At 65.6% G+C, this 12672-nt stretch carries 13 protein-coding genes; 8 read left to right on the top strand and 5 right to left on the bottom strand.

Annotated elements, in window-relative coordinates; translation table 11 throughout:
* Positions 1 to 5: 5 nt before the first annotated feature.
* The 4 genes from MST27_RS20210 to MST27_RS20195 all read left to right on the top strand — a co-directional run bounded on the left by MST27_RS20210 (position 6) and on the right by MST27_RS20195 (position 3524).
* Positions 6 to 1160, top strand: a complete 1155-nt coding sequence (locus MST27_RS20210) for an arabinogalactan endo-1,4-beta-galactosidase (protein ID WP_243607724.1) — start codon at positions 6 to 8, stop codon at positions 1158 to 1160.
* On the top strand, positions 1157 to 2956 hold the full coding sequence (locus MST27_RS20205; RefSeq protein ID WP_243607723.1) for an ABC transporter ATP-binding protein: 1800 nt from the start codon (positions 1157 to 1159) through the stop codon (positions 2954 to 2956). Before MST27_RS20210 ends, MST27_RS20205 begins: the two co-directional genes overlap by 4 nt.
* Positions 2953 to 3168 (top strand): KTSC domain-containing protein, encoded by a 216-nt coding sequence (locus MST27_RS20200; RefSeq protein WP_243607722.1) that lies wholly within the window; start codon positions 2953 to 2955, stop codon positions 3166 to 3168. The genes MST27_RS20205 and MST27_RS20200 overlap by 4 nt, the downstream gene beginning before the upstream one ends.
* Before the next feature lie 140 nt (positions 3169 to 3308).
* On the top strand, positions 3309 to 3524 hold the full coding sequence (locus tag MST27_RS20195; RefSeq protein ID WP_243607721.1) for a dodecin: 216 nt from the start codon (positions 3309 to 3311) through the stop codon (positions 3522 to 3524).
* Positions 3525 to 3554: 30 nt separating this feature from the next.
* On the opposite strand, the gene MST27_RS20190 is transcribed toward MST27_RS20195, so the two are convergent.
* Positions 3555 to 4919, bottom strand: a complete 1365-nt coding sequence (locus MST27_RS20190) for a cation:proton antiporter (protein ID WP_243607720.1) — start codon at positions 4917 to 4919, stop codon at positions 3555 to 3557.
* A gap of 215 nt (positions 4920 to 5134) precedes the next feature.
* On the opposite strand from MST27_RS20190, the gene MST27_RS20185 reads away from it, so the two are divergent.
* Positions 5135 to 6058, top strand: coding sequence for an NADP-dependent oxidoreductase (locus tag MST27_RS20185; protein WP_243607719.1), 924 nt, complete (start codon positions 5135 to 5137; stop codon positions 6056 to 6058).
* Between the two features lie 21 nt (positions 6059 to 6079).
* Here MST27_RS20185 and MST27_RS20180 read toward each other — a convergent pair whose 3' ends face one another.
* The 3 genes from MST27_RS20180 to MST27_RS20170 form a co-directional block, all read right to left on the bottom strand.
* Positions 6080 to 7075 carry an LLM class flavin-dependent oxidoreductase gene (locus MST27_RS20180; RefSeq protein ID WP_243607718.1) on the bottom strand — a complete coding sequence of 332 codons (996 nt, stop codon included), beginning with the start codon at positions 7073 to 7075 and terminating at the stop codon, positions 6080 to 6082.
* 41 nt (positions 7076 to 7116) lie between these two features.
* On the bottom strand, positions 7117 to 7527 hold the full coding sequence (locus tag MST27_RS20175) for a PA0061/PA0062 family lipoprotein (protein WP_243607717.1): 411 nt from the start codon (positions 7525 to 7527) through the stop codon (positions 7117 to 7119).
* A 123-nt stretch (positions 7528 to 7650) separates the two neighbouring features.
* Entirely contained in the window at positions 7651 to 8076 is a 426-nt protein-coding gene (locus MST27_RS20170; protein ID WP_243607716.1) for a PA0061/PA0062 family lipoprotein, read from the bottom strand.
* A 124-nt stretch (positions 8077 to 8200) separates the two neighbouring features.
* Here MST27_RS20170 and MST27_RS20165 point away from each other — a divergent pair, with 124 nt between their 5' ends.
* The 3 genes from MST27_RS20165 to MST27_RS20155 all read left to right on the top strand — a co-directional run bounded on the left by MST27_RS20165 (position 8201) and on the right by MST27_RS20155 (position 11424).
* Positions 8201 to 9259 (top strand): aminopeptidase, encoded by a 1059-nt coding sequence (locus MST27_RS20165; protein ID WP_243607715.1) that lies wholly within the window; start codon positions 8201 to 8203, stop codon positions 9257 to 9259.
* Positions 9260 to 9514: 255 nt separating this feature from the next.
* Positions 9515 to 10690: a hypothetical protein gene (locus tag MST27_RS20160; protein ID WP_243607714.1), complete on the top strand. Its 1176-nt coding sequence runs from the start codon at positions 9515 to 9517 to the stop codon at positions 10688 to 10690.
* 11 nt (positions 10691 to 10701) lie between these two features.
* The gene (locus tag MST27_RS20155; RefSeq protein ID WP_243607713.1) at positions 10702 to 11424 is read left to right on the top strand and encodes a ferritin-like domain-containing protein; all 723 of its coding nucleotides are present in this window, start codon (positions 10702 to 10704) and stop codon (positions 11422 to 11424) included.
* A 104-nt stretch (positions 11425 to 11528) separates the two neighbouring features.
* Here MST27_RS20155 and MST27_RS20150 read toward each other — a convergent pair whose 3' ends face one another.
* The gene (locus tag MST27_RS20150) at positions 11529 to 12671 is read right to left on the bottom strand and encodes a catalase family protein (RefSeq protein ID WP_243607712.1); all 1143 of its coding nucleotides are present in this window, start codon (positions 12669 to 12671) and stop codon (positions 11529 to 11531) included.
* Position 12672 lies beyond the last annotated feature (1 nt).

Here is a 12672-nt window from a genome sequence, read left to right as displayed (position 1 = left end):
GCCTGATGTATCAGCCCTCGCTGTTCAACAGCTTTTTTCTCGGTGGTTTCGAATGTTCCACGCACAGGCGCAGCGACGGCCGGCGCCTGGACCTGCTGGCCGCCACCGGCCACGACCGCTGGGCCGCGCATGACTACGGCGTGCTGCAACGGCACGGCATCCGTAGCGCACGCGACGGCCTGCGCTGGCATCTGATCGAGCAGGTGCCCGGCCATTACGACTGGTCGAGCTTCCTGCCGATGCTGCAGGCCGCGCACCGCCAGGGAACCCAGGTGATCTGGGATCTGTGCCATTACGGCTGGCCGGACGACATCGACATCTGGCGACCCCAGTTCGTCGAGCGCTTCGCCCGTTTCGCCGCGGCGGCTGCGCAGGTGGTCAAGGATGAAACCGACAGTGTGCCCTTCTACGCGCCGGTGAACGAAATCTCCTTCTGGTCATGGGCGGGCGGCGACGAGGCCTACTTCAACCCCATGGCCCGCGGCCGCGGCTTCGAGCTCAAGCACCAGCTCATCCGCGCGTCGATCGCGGCGATCGAGGCCATTCGCGATGTGGACCCGCGAGCCCGCTTCGTCCAGGTCGACCCGGCCATCCATGTCACCTCGCGCAATGATCGACCCGGGCCGCAGCGCGCCGCCGAGGACTTCCGGCTGTCGCAGTTCCAGGGTTGGGACATGTTGGCCGGGGAGCTCTGGCCGGGCCTTGGCGGTGCACCGCAATACCTCGACATCATCGGGGTGAACTACTACTCCGATAACCAGTGGTACCACGAGGACGGCAGCACCATTCCCAGGGACTGTGCCGACTACCGGCCCTTCAAGGGCATCCTTCGTGAGATCTGGCAACGCTACAAGCGGCCCCTGGTGATCGCTGAAACCGGGGCCGAAGGCGACGTGCGTGGCGACTGGCTGCGTTATGTCAGCGAGCAGGCCGGACTGGCGATGCAGGCCGGCGTTCCGGTGGAAGGCATTTGCCTGTATCCGGTGCTGGACTATCCGGGCTGGACCGACGAGCGACACTGCCCGGTGGGGCTGCTCGGCTTCCCGGACGAGAACGGCCATCGCGGTGTGCACGAAGGCCTGGCCGACGAGCTTCGCCTGCAACAGATGCGTTTCAACCAGGCCAACGCCGTTCCGCACCTCGCCGAAGCCTTGTCATGAATGCACCGGCCGCGGCGCCCAAGCCCAAGGACGTACCGCTACCCAGCCGGCCGGTGGCTTTTCTCTGGCACTACATCTGCGCGCGGCCCTGGCATTTCGGCGGGCTGCTGGCGCTGATCATCGGTGCCGCCAGCTGTGCCGTGGCGGTGCAGTACGGCATGAAGCTGCTGGTCGATGCGATGGCGCAGGGCACGTCGGATCGCGGTTCGGCCAACGTCTGGTGGCCGTTGGGGTTGTTCATCGGCCTGATCGTCACCGAGAACGTGTTCTGGCGCCTGGGCGGCTGGCTCGGTTGCCGCACCGTGGTGGCCAGCGTGGTGGACATCCGCGTCGATCTGTTCAAGCACCTGACCGGCCACCCGATGCGCTATTTCACCGAGCATTTCGCCGGTTCGCTGGGCAACCGCATCTCCGCCCTGGGGGCCGCGGCCGGTTCGATCTATGGCGGGCTGGCCTGGAAGATCGTGCCGCCGATCGTCGATTTCCTCGGCGCCGTGGTGGTGCTGTTCACTGTCGACTGGCGCATGGCGCTGGCGCTGATCCTGTTCGTCGCCATCGTCGCGGCGCTGATCACCGGCTTCGGCATCCGCGGGCGCTCCAAGCACCAGCGCTTCGCGGCCCAGTCGGCGCGGGTCGGCGGCGAGCTGGTGGATGCGGTATCCAACGTCTGGACGATCAAGGCCTTTTCCGCACGCGATCGCGAGGCCGAGCGCCTGGCGCATGAGATCGGCTACGAGGCCCGTGCCCAGCGGCGCAGCTGGATGTACCTGGAAAAAGCGCGGGTGATGCATGACATCTGCCTGTCCGTCATGGCCGGCGGCATGCTCGTCTGGGCGATCAGCCTGTGGGTGGCGGGCTCGGTCACGGCCGGTGACGTGGTGCTGGTCAGCGCGCTGACCTTCCGGATCCTGCACGGCTCACGCGACCTCGCCCTGGCGCTGGTGGACGCCACGCAGCAGCTCGGTGCGATCGACGACACCCTGCGCATCATCGTCCAGCCGCATGGCCTGGAAGACACCGATACCCAGCTGATGCTGGCCGAGGGCGACATCACCTTCGAAGGCGTCAGCTTCAGCTACCCCGATCGAGGCGCCGTGTTCGAGCGGCTCGACCTGCATATCCCGGCCGGGCAGAAGGTCGGCGTGGTGGGGTCGTCCGGGGCCGGCAAATCGACGCTGATCAACCTGATCCAGCGCCTCGATGACGTGCAGGGCGGGCGCATCCTGATCGACGGGCAGGATGTGCGCAGCGTCAGCCAGGACAGCCTGCGCGAGAAGATCGCCGTGGTGCCGCAGGAGACCGCGCTGTTCAACCGCAGCATCCGCGAGAACATCCGCTACGGCCGCCCCGGTGCCAGCGACGAAGAGGTGATGCAGGCCGCGCGCAATGCCTTCTGCGACGCCTTCATCCGGGAGCTGCCGCAGGGCTACGACACGCTGGTCGGCGAGCGCGGGGTGATGCTCTCGGGGGGCCAGCGCCAGCGGCTGGGCATCGCCCGGGCGTTCCTCAAGGACGCGCCGATCCTGATCCTCGACGAGGCCACCTCGGCGCTCGATACCCAGTCCGAGGCGGAGATCCAGGCAGCCCTGAACAACCTGGTCCATAACCGCACCGTGGTGGCCGTCGCGCACCGGCTGTCCACGCTGTCGAGCTTCGACCGCATCATCGTGCTGCGCGACGGCCGGATCGTCGAAGACGGTCCGCCGCAGGAGCTGCGCAGCCGTGGCGGCGAATTCGATGCGCTGTGGCGCATGCAGGCCGAAGGCTTCACGAAGCAGCTCGACCCGGCACCATGAAGCATGTCGCGGTGGAGTCCAGCAGTCTGCGTGCGCTGGGTTACGACCCGGACGAGCAGGTGCTGGAGGTCGAGTTTCACAATGGCTCGCAGTATCGCTACGAGCAGGTCCCGGCAGAGGTCGTTCAGGCGCTGCTGGAGGCCGATTCCATGGGGCGCTATTTCAATCAGGTCTTCAAACCCCGGCACTACGCGTATCGACGCATTCGCTGATGGGCGCGCCGGCTGATGGGACACCCATCGGCGGCCTGATCGAGCCGCTGCGCTGAACTTCCGGCCCTTTGTACGGGCCTCAATCAGGCAGGACGCGTCATTCCCGAGCGGAGGCTCGTCAGACCAGAAGGAGACAGTTCATGTCCGATCATCACACGTACAAGAAGATCGAGATCGTCGGTTCCTCGCGCAACAGCGTCGACGAGGCGATTCAGAACGGTATCGCCGAGGCGACCAAATCGCTGCAGAACGTCGAGTGGTTCGAGGTCGGCGAAATCCGCGGCCATGTCGAGAACGGCAAGGTCGGGCATTTCCAGGTCACCATGAAGGTGGGCTTCCGCCTCGCCAACAGCTGACCGGTGCGGGCGGTCCTGGCCGCCGACCACTCAGGCGTGATCGGTGGGCGTCTGGCCGCGGCTGCGCTCGTAGCGGCGCAGCAGGGGCTGGGTGCTCAGCCCGTGAATCAGGATGCTCAGCGACACCACCGAAATCACCAGGGAAATGATCACCTCCGTCTCGTCCGGCAGCAGGCCGTGGGTGACCGCATAGCTCAGGTAGTAGAGGCTGCCGATGCCGCGAATGCCGAACCAGCCGACGGTCAGGCGCTGCGTGCGGTCCAGGTAGCGGCGTGGCATCAACAGCCAGACGCTGAGCGGGCGGATCACCAGGAACAGCGCCAGCGCCAGGGGTATCGCCCGCCAGTCCCAGTGCACCGAGACCAACACGCCGAGCATCGTGACCAGCAGCACTTCCAGGCTGCGCTCCATCTGCCCGCCGAAGGTGAGGATGTCGCCCATCATGACCCCCGCGGCCACCTTGGGCTCGGCGATCTTCGTTCCTTCGAGCGGCAGTTCCCGGGGCGTCAGGCCGCCTTCGGCCATGTGCGGCACGGCGTGGGCGATGAGCTCTTCGGAGGGTGTTTCCGATTCGTGGGCGGCGTCCTTTTCCGCATGCCGCAAACCGAGGCCGGCGGCGAACACCGCGAGAAAACCCCAGGCGCCGATCAGCTCGGCCCCGACATAGGCGAGTGCGATCAACGCCAGGGCCAGCGAATCGTTGGGCGACATGGAGGTGTCGGCGTGCCGCGCGCGCAGGTAGATCGCCAGCTTGCCGATCAGTCGGCCGAGCAGGTAACCGAACGTCAGGCCCGCCGGCACCGCCCACAGCAACCGATGCAAGGCCCAGTCGCTGACCCAGCCGGATGACAGGCTGCCCTGTTCGATCAGCAGCAGGCCAAAGACTACGAAGGGAAAGGCGGTGCCGTCGTTGAAGCCGGCCTCGCCGGACAGCCCGTAGCGCACATGGTCGCTGTCACGCGAGTTGTTGACTTGCACCAGGCTGGCCAGCACCGGATCGGTGGGGGCCAGAATCGCGCCGATCAGCACCGCGATACCCCAGTGCAGCCCGAAGAGGTAGTGACAGAACGCGGCGACGCCGGCGATGCAGGCCAGCATCACCGGGCCGGCCAGCACGTAGGCGCTCTTCCAGGCCGGGTGACGCAGCGGCATGCGCAGTTTCAGCCCGCTGACGAACAGCGACACCAGCACGGCGATTTCGGTGAGGTGTTCCATCCAGCTGGCGATGTGCAGGAATTCCATCTCCCACAGGCCGACACCGAGCTGGCCGATCAGCAGGCCGAAGCCCAGGTAGATCAGCGAGGTGGTGACCGGCAGCCAGCGCAGGTAGGCCGAGGCCAGCGCAAGGATCAACAGCAGGACGCCGAGTACGGCCATCCATTCGAGAAAACTCATTCAAGGTTCCGATAACGCAGATGGGGCGCCATGTCGGCGCGATGATGTGCGTTCGAACCCACCTCGAGCAGCGAGGTTCAGCGCAATGGCCGGATGGCACGCGGCGCTCGTCGGGCGGAATTGCCTGGGCGCTGTCCGGTCACTAGAGAAACGCCAGGCGCGCCCGTGCGCGTCGAGGCGATCCGGTTTTCCGCGTTCAGCCAGAGGAGTTTTCGATGAAAGCCATGACCTATGCGCACTACGGTGAGCCCGATGTCCTGCAGCTCACCGACCAGCCCATGCCCAAGGTGGCGCCCGGCGAGGTGTTGATCCGTGTGCGTCGTGCCGCCGTCAATCCGGTGGACTGGAAGCTGATGGCCGGCAAGCTCGATGCCCTGATGACGACCTTCTTTCCGGTCACCCCCGGCTGGGACGTGGCCGGCACGGTGGAGGCGGTGGGTTTTGACGTGCCGGAATTCGCGCCGGGCGACGAGGTCCTGTCCTATGCGCGCAAGGATTTCGTCCAGGGCGGCACCTATGCCGAGTACGTCAGCGTTCCGGCCCGCTCGGTGGCGCGCAAGCCGCAGGCGCTGGGCTGGGACGAGGCGGGTGGGTTGCCGCTGGCCGGGCTGACGGCCTATCAGTTGCTCACGCGTCTGGAGATTGGCCGTGGCGATACGGTGCTGATTCATGCGGCGTCCGGCGGCGTGGGGGTTCTGGGTGCGCAGATCGCTCGCAACCTGGGCGGCCGCGTGATCGGCACCGCCTCGCAACAGAATCACGCCTTCCTCGGCTCGCTGGGCATCGAGCCGGTCGAATATGGTGAGGGGCTGGCCGAACGCGTGCGTTCGCTGGTGCCGGAAGGTGTCGACGTGGTCGCCGATTTCGTGGGCGGCGTTCTGCAGAGCACGCTCGCAGTGCTGCGCGAAGGCGGGCGCCATGCCTCGATCGTCGACGATTCGGTGCAGGACGCCGGCGGGCATTACATCTGGGTTCGGCCCAGCGGGGAGGACCTGCAGGTGCTGGCGAACATGGCCGCGGAGGGGCGGTTGGACGTGCCCGTCGCTGAGCGCTTCCCGCTCGAACGCGCGGCCGAGGCCATGCGCCTCAGCCAGACCGGCCACGTGCGTGGCAAGGTCATCATTCAGGTCGCCGATTGACCGCTGCGCTTTAGCCGGGCTTCAACGCAGCCCGGCGACGATCTCGAACGCGCGATGGCGGTCGGCGGTTTCGTAGAAGTCGCACGTGAAGATCAGCTCCTCGGCCTGCGTCTGTTCCAGCAGCACGTCCAGGCGCGCACGGATCTTCTCGGGGCCGCCAATCAGCGCCATGCCGAGGAAGCTGCCAACTGCATCCTGTTCGTGCGGCAGCCACTTGCCCTGCATGCTCCTGACCGGTGGCACCAGCACCAGGCTTTGCCCGCGCACCAGCGCCAGAATGCGCTGGTACGCGGTGGTCGCCAGGTACTCGGCCTGCTCGTCGGTATCGGCGGCCATCAACGGCACGCCGAGCATCACATAGGGTTTGTCGAGCACCTCGGACGGCTTGAAGTTGTCGCGATACAGGCGAATCGCCTCGTGCATGTAGCGTGGCGCGAAGTGCGAGGCAAAGGCATAGGGCAGGCCCTTGGCGGCGGCCAGCTGCGCACTGAACAGGCTGGAGCCGAGCAGCCAGATCGGCACGTTGCTGCCCATACCCGGCATGGCGATCACGCGCTGGTTGCGCTGGCGCGGGCCCAGCAGCAGTTGCAGCTCCTCGACGTCTGCCGGAAAGTCGTCGGCGCTGCCCATGCGGTCGCGGCGAAGCGCATGCGCGGTGAACTGGTCGGCCCCCGGCGCGCGGCCAAGGCCCAGTTCGATACGACCGGGGTAGAGGGCTTCAAGGGTGCCGAATTGTTCGGCGATCACCAAGGGGGCGTGGTTGGGCAGCATGACGCCACCGGCACCCAGGCGAATCCGCGAGGTGCCGGAAGCCAGGTAGCCGATGAGCACCGAGGTGGCGGCGCTGGCAATGCCGTCCATGTTGTGGTGCTCGGCAACCCAGAAGCGCTCGAAGCCGAGCCGCTCCACATGCTGGGCCAGGGCCAGCGAGTTGCGCAGGGCGAGCCCGGCGTCGCCGTCATCACGGATCGGCGCGAGGTCAAGGGTGGAAAAGCGTGTGTGTTCGATACGGGACATCGTCTACCTCTCTGCTGACGTGCCGCCTCGCGGCGCGTCGCTCAATAACAGTGCTCGGCCTCGGCGTCGGCCAGCACCTTGCGGTCTTCGTCGCGCAGCCAGCCCTGCGGGGTGAAGCCCAGGGATCGGGCTTCGAACAGATAACGCCGCCCGGGCTGGAAATCGTCGTAACGGATGACCAGGGTGCAGCGCAGGTACTGGGTCTCGCCGAACTGGCCGAGCCCACCACTGGTGATTTCGAATTCGTAGCGCGCCTCGAGTTCATGCGCGCCGGGGCTGACCTGGAAATAGCGGCCGTCGGCGGTGCGCTCGTCGTCGAGGCGGTCGGACATGAAGATGTCGCTCGGTTGCGCGCGCAGGTCGACCCAGGCCATTTCGGGGTCAGGCTTGGGCAACGGCCCGGCGCAGCCGGCCAGGCCAAGCAGGAGCAGTAACGAAAAGGGCAGGCGCATGATGAATCCTCTGGATGACCACCGGTTCAGCGCAGGCTGCCGCGGCCAGTCATCGAGCCTGCGCCAGATGCGGCGCTTTTTCAACGGCCGCACCGTTGCGCATCGGTTCGTCGTGGCAGGACGTCAGCGCGTGGCGACACCGCCGCAGCCGCGCTCGGTGGCCTTGGCCAGCAGCTGGTCGTGCTGATCGTAGAGCCTCGCCCAGGGGCGGAAGCCGTAACCGCCGGCGACCAGTCGGTAGCGCGCGCCGGCATTGAAGCGATCATAGTCCAGGGTCAGCCGGCAGTCGCGCTCGAGCGCTTCGCTGTCGCGGCCCACATCGGCCGGGGCCACTTCGAAGCGGTAGCGCATGCCGAGCTGGTGGCTGCCGGGCGTGACCTGGAAATAGCGGTGGTCATCGAGCGGCTTCTGGTCGACGGCGACCGCCTTGAGTTCGGTTTCGCCATGGGGGGCCAGTTCGATCCAGGCCTGGTTGGGGTCTGGCCTTGGCATCCACAGGGCACAACCGCCCAGGCTGGTGAGCGCAAGCGCAACAAGCAGGATTCGCATGGCTGTTTCTCCGATCGCTCGGCGATCTGGCTGGATGAGGACGCGTTGTCGTGGTTGGGCGGGCTTCGCTGTCGTTGTAGGCTCGGTGCATCGCCCGTCCGGGCTCCGTCACCAGGCTCGTTTCATGTGCAAGCCCCAAAGCGCCCCTGTCGACAACCACCGCCTGCGTTGGGTTCCCCTGCTGTTGGCCTTGGCGCTAAGCGGTTGCAGCACCTATTACGGTCAGCTCGCCGTCGGCCAGTTCGAGTTGCTGCGCCAGCGCGAGCCGGTCGACGCGATCATTGCCAGCGAGCAGACCGATCGAAACCTGCGCCAGCGATTGAGCCAGGCGCTGCGAGCCAGACGGTTCGCCAGCGAGTCGCTGGGGTTGCCGGACAACGGCAGCTACCGTGTCTATGCCGATATCGGGCGGCCCTATGTCGTGTGGAATGTCTTCGCCACCGAGGAGTTTTCCGTCGCGCCGCTGACGCACTGTTTCCCGATCGCCGGTTGCGTCGCGTATCGGGGCTACTACCAGCAGGGCCGGGCACGGGGCGCCGCCGCGCGCCTGTCGGTGAAGGGCTATGACACCCAGGTCGCCGGTGTGCAGGCCTATTCGACGCTGGGCTGGTTCGACGATCCGTTGCTCAGCTCCATGCTGCGCTGGAACGATGAGCGCCTGGCCGGGCTGATCTTTCACGAACTGGCGCATCAGCGGCTTTACGTCGCCGATGACACGGCCTTCAACGAATCTTTTGCCAGCTTCGTCGAGCAAGAGGGGCTGCGCCAATGGCGCGCCCATCGAGGGCTCGTGCCCGCTGAGCCTGGCGCACCCGATCCGTATGCCGACCTCAGCCGGCTGGTGCTGGCAACGCGCGAACGCCTCGCCGCGCTCTACGGGTCAGGCCTGGACGCCGAGCGGATGCGCGCCGCCAAGGTGGCCGAATTCAGCCGCTTGCGCCAGGCCTATCGGCAGATGCGAGACACGCGGTGGCGGGGCGACACCCGCTTCGATCGCTGGATGGCGCAGCCGTTGAACAATGCCAGCCTCGTGCCCTTCGGGCTGTATGACCGCTGGGTGCCGGCGTTCGCAGCCTTGTTCGTACAACAGGGGCGTGACTGGCTGCGCTTCTACGAGGCGGCCGAAGCGCTCGGACGCCTGCCTGCCGACGAGCGGAACATCCAGCTCGAATCGCTTCGCTGAACACGACGCGCCGCTGCGCTTGGGGCCAGTCGCCGTGAGCCTTACCGGCCGATTCCGCTTCGCTCGATGTCAGCCTGTTCGACGCGGTTTGGGCCTGCCGCTCGTCGTAATCCCTTCTTTTAGCGCCGTTTGTCGTGGAATTGTTTGGCGCTCGGTCTCGTCCATTTTCTAGGCCGTCAGCCTCGCTGACCCGTGATTACAGCCGTACGCCTTGTACGCCGACCCCTTAGAAAAAGCCGTTCCAACGGAGGCTCCATGGACAACTTGACCGGTATCCTCGACAACAAGGGCACGCCCCTCGACAAGCAGAAATTCACCTGGAAGGAGATGGCGGGCAAGCCGATCAGCAAGCTCGACGACGATGCCTTCACCCGGGTGCGCATCATCCTGATGAACGGCGTTGAGACCGATGCGCTGCGCCTCAAGCATGGCATTGCCCGTATCACCGGCCAGCTGCGCGGCCCGCTTGCCGAGATCCGTCGCGTTGAGCAGCACCAGGCGACGATGATCAACTGGCTGATCTCCGCCGACCACTCGCCGCTGGAAACGACCGTGGCCTATGAGCAGGTGGCCATCGAGGTCACCGCCGCCGTTGCCCAGACCGAGCCTGACCCCTATCAGGCCCAGACCTATCGCTTCGGCCTGTTGGAGGACTTCGACCACCTGTATCGCTACTCGGCGATGCTCGACCGTCTGGAAGGCAAGGATGCGAACAACATCCTGCAGGGCTACACCGACATCGTCCCGGGTCGGCAGACCTCCGAACACCATCGCCATCCGGATAACGACCTGCGCGAGAGCTACGAGAAAGAAGAGGCTGCGCTGATCACCAAGATTCACTGCGCGATGATCACGGCAGCCGAATTCCAGACCCATGATTACTATCAGAACATCGGTCCGCTGTTCGCCGATCCGTTGGCCCGTCAGCTGTACGCCGAGATCGCGTCGGTCGAGGAGCAGCACGTGACGCAGTACGGCTCGCTCGCCGACCCGCAGGAATCCTTCATGGAGAAATGGTTGGTGCATGAGGCGATGGAGGTCTACGCCTATGCCAGCTGTGCCGAGCAGGAGACCAATCCGCGGATCAAGGCGATGTGGGAGCGCTTCCTGGACTACGAGCTGGGCCATCTGAACCTTGCCTGCGAGCACTTCAAGAACATCGAGCGCCGTGACCCGGCGGAGATTCTGGGCGGTCCGCTGCCCAAGATGATCGAGTTCAAGAGCCAGCGCGACTTCGTCCGCCAGGTGCTGGCCGCCGAGGTCAACCTGCGTTCGAACGGTACCCAGTACGTCGACAAGAGCCAGGAGCCACAAAACTCGCTGGATTATCGGGCTCAGCTCAATTCCGAAGGCATTGCGTCGAACATCGTGTCGGCGGGTTACCAATGGGCGCCGGGCGGCGAACTGATGGGCATGCGTAAGGTTTCTTGAGGAGAATTGACATGGCGACTTCCGCAAAACTCGGCACCAACTTCACCGGCGTGCAGATGTCCCCGAAGGACACCAAGCGCCTGCTCGATGCGGTCAACGAAATCCATCCGGATGTACCGGGTGACTCGAAGGGCATGATGCTGGAGCGCACGACCCGGGCCGAAGAGGCCGATCGCATCGGCTCCGTGCCGGTCCCGGGCTCGGCCAAAGGCATGCTCAAATCCACCTTCGACATGGCGCTGGGCAAGAGCCCGGAGCTGCTGGTCGACAAACTCGGCGAGCGCCTGGCGTTCGAGCGCAGTGGCGTGCGGCTGTATGACGCCATGATCGCCAAGGCCAAGGCACTCGAGACGGCCGAGTCCGACCTGGTGCAGATGCTCCAGCACATCCGTGACGAGGAGTTCGAGCACATGAACCTGGTCGCCGAAGCGATCGAGACGTTGGGCGCTGACCCGACCGCACAGACGCCGTGCGCCGACATCGTGGGGGTCAAGTCGCTGGGGGTGATGCAGGTGCTGACCGATCCGCGCACCAATATCGCCCAGGGCCTCAACGCGCTGCTGACCATCGAGCTCGAAGACAACGCTGCCTGGGAAATGCTCATCGAGCTGGCCGAAGCGGGCGGTCACCCCCGCATCGCCAAGGGCTTCCAGAAAGCCAAGGATCAGGAAGAAGACCATCTGGTGAAGGTCAAGACGCTGCTGCGCCGGGATCTGCTCACTCAGGTCAAGTGATAACGCGTGCGCTTCATCCTTCAGCGTGCCTTCGGGCACGCTTTTTTTTGCCTGGTGGAAGGTGAGGGCCGGTCGGCGCTCGCGACCCTGCGGCGGCGATCTGGTTATTGAGCAAACGCGCCGTTGCGCTCCAGGCGGTAGGTGCTGATCGCTTCGTACACCGCTTTGCGCAGGCGGTTGATGCCACCGATGGGGCGGTGTGCCGGCAACGCATGCCAAGGGTTGAACGAGAGGTTGTCACACGCGAGGTTCTGCTCGCGGCTATCGAAGTCCTGAGCTGGCAGGCGGATGTCGGCGACCGTCTCGAATGGAGCGATGGCTTCGTCCCATTCGATGCTGGTGTCCTCGATCGGCATGTAATACGCCGGGTTCTGGCGTTGCACCTGCAATTCGAAGCACGCCGGCACCCGGTCCAGCGACAGCTGCTGGTAAAGCGCGCTGCGCAGGAAGTTCGGCAGGTCGCGGTTCTGCTCGGGCAGCTGGTAGGTCGGGCAGTTTTCCGGTGCCGGAATGACCCGGTACTTGATGTTGTGCGGGCCGAGCTTGTACGGCGCCACGGAGCTGTAAATGGTGGATACCGGGCTCTCCGGCGCGGGTGCCAGGGTCTGCAGCGCGATGAACAGATGGCGCAGCTCCCAGCTGCGCGGATCGATGCTCGGGAAGAACGCCAGCGCTTTCTTGCCCTGCGCCTGGGCAGCGAAGTTGCTGCGGTATTCGGCGACATCACGGACGAAAAACACCGGGTGGTTGAACATCACGAAATCCTGCTCGCCGGCATGACGTGGATCGCGCGTGAGCTTTTCTCCCGGTACGTCGACGAGCTTGATCGCCATGCCGCGGGCATCCTTGATGCGGTCGAACTGCGGGTAGGCGTTGCCGTTGGACAGCCTCACCCAGGCCTGCCAGGTCTTGCCCGGCTCGCTGAACACACCCTGGCGCAGTGTGGGTTCCAGATCAGCACGCACACTGACCTCGGCGCGCACGCAGCCGTGCGCCTTGGCATGGGCGTCGCGCAGCACGCGAGTGTTCTCGCTGTGCTGCTCGACCACGGCGATGGCGTTCTCGATGATGGCCTGGGTATCGGCCGCCTCGGTCGGGGCGATCACCTCGTCGGTCGAGACCGACCCGCTGTGCTTCACGTGGAACATCACGGCACCGATCGTCCCGCCGACCAGGCCGAGCGCGAGCCCGACGAGTAAAAGTCTGCCGAGCAGCCGTCCGAGCCAGAGCCAGATTGTCTTGAACATG

Origin of the sequence: Stutzerimonas marianensis, assembly GCF_022810315.1 — a bacterium.
Classification (GTDB): domain Bacteria; phylum Pseudomonadota; class Gammaproteobacteria; order Pseudomonadales; family Pseudomonadaceae; genus Stutzerimonas; species Stutzerimonas marianensis.
The sequence above is the reverse complement of the archived record's forward strand: the minus strand, read 5'-3'. Positions and strand labels throughout refer to the sequence as shown.

Excerpts from the sequence above, each read along its gene's own strand:
- MST27_RS20185 (WP_243607719.1), top strand. The coding sequence starts at position 5,135 with ATGAAAGCCATGACCTATGCGCACTACGGTGAGCCCGATGTCCTGCAG.
- MST27_RS20210 (WP_243607724.1), top strand. The coding sequence starts at position 6 with ATGTATCAGCCCTCGCTGTTCAACAGCTTTTTTCTCGGTGGTTTCGAA.
- MST27_RS20190 (WP_243607720.1), bottom strand. The coding sequence starts at position 4,919 with ATGAGTTTTCTCGAATGGATGGCCGTACTCGGCGTCCTGCTGTTGATC.
- MST27_RS20200 (WP_243607722.1), top strand. The coding sequence starts at position 2,953 with ATGAAGCATGTCGCGGTGGAGTCCAGCAGTCTGCGTGCGCTGGGTTAC.
- MST27_RS20180 (WP_243607718.1), bottom strand. The coding sequence starts at position 7,075 with ATGTCCCGTATCGAACACACACGCTTTTCCACCCTTGACCTCGCGCCG.
- MST27_RS20165 (WP_243607715.1), top strand. The coding sequence starts at position 8,201 with ATGTGCAAGCCCCAAAGCGCCCCTGTCGACAACCACCGCCTGCGTTGG.
- MST27_RS20195 (WP_243607721.1), top strand. The coding sequence starts at position 3,309 with ATGTCCGATCATCACACGTACAAGAAGATCGAGATCGTCGGTTCCTCG.
- MST27_RS20160 (WP_243607714.1), top strand. The coding sequence starts at position 9,515 with ATGGACAACTTGACCGGTATCCTCGACAACAAGGGCACGCCCCTCGAC.
- MST27_RS20205 (WP_243607723.1), top strand. The coding sequence starts at position 1,157 with ATGAATGCACCGGCCGCGGCGCCCAAGCCCAAGGACGTACCGCTACCC.
- MST27_RS20150 (WP_243607712.1), bottom strand. The coding sequence starts at position 12,671 with ATGTTCAAGACAATCTGGCTCTGGCTCGGACGGCTGCTCGGCAGACTT.
- MST27_RS20175 (WP_243607717.1), bottom strand. The coding sequence starts at position 7,527 with ATGCGCCTGCCCTTTTCGTTACTGCTCCTGCTTGGCCTGGCCGGCTGC.
- MST27_RS20170 (WP_243607716.1), bottom strand. The coding sequence starts at position 8,076 with ATGCGAATCCTGCTTGTTGCGCTTGCGCTCACCAGCCTGGGCGGTTGT.
- MST27_RS20155 (WP_243607713.1), top strand. The coding sequence starts at position 10,702 with ATGGCGACTTCCGCAAAACTCGGCACCAACTTCACCGGCGTGCAGATG.